This is a genomic window from Roseburia sp. AF42-8 (assembly GCF_003435965.1).
Lineage (GTDB): Bacteria > Bacillota > Clostridia > Lachnospirales > Lachnospiraceae > Roseburia_C > Roseburia_C amylophila.
Window position 1 is genome coordinate 1 of the sequence record NZ_QTVB01000148.1, and the last position, 603, is coordinate 603.

The window sequence follows — 603 nt, forward strand, 5'->3', positions numbered from 1 at the left end:
GCTGTTGATATCGGCATTGATGGATATTTATTAAAGGATTCCAGTTATGATGAATTAAAAGAAGCAATTGATGTTATTATTTCTGGAAATACTTATATTCAACCAAGTCTTCTTCCTGCATTAAATGAAAGTATGGAAGATTATGCTTTAGATAAAGAAAAAATTGAATGGCTGACTAAGAGAGAACTAGATGTACTTCGATTGATTTCAAAAGGATGTAGCAATAAGAAAATATCTGATGAGTTGACAATTAGTGAACGAACAGTAAAAAATCATATTTCCCATATATTTAGAAAAATAGATGTGCAAGATAGAACACAGGCTGCTGTATTCGCTATTCGAAATAAGATAAGTTAGAATAAATAGTAATTGATATACAACATAATAGAGGTATTTTGATAAAATGTTTCACGTGAAACATTAGTAAAAGAACGTCCGTGAAACATAAAATAGATACAATATTTAGTATGAACGTCCGTGAAACATAAAATAGATACAATATTTAGTATGAATAAAAAATTAGTCTACTATATTATGAAAGAAAATGTTTCAGTATGAATAAAAAATTAGTCTACTATATTATGAAAGAAAATGTTTCATGTT

1 protein-coding gene is annotated in these 603 nt (G+C 27.0%); it reads left to right on the forward strand.

What is annotated here, in order from left to right:
* The coding region (locus tag DW059_RS15735; RefSeq protein WP_147326087.1) for a LuxR C-terminal-related transcriptional regulator at positions 1-357 on the forward strand (357 nt) is incomplete at its 5' end.
* Positions 358-603: the final 246 nt, after the last annotated feature.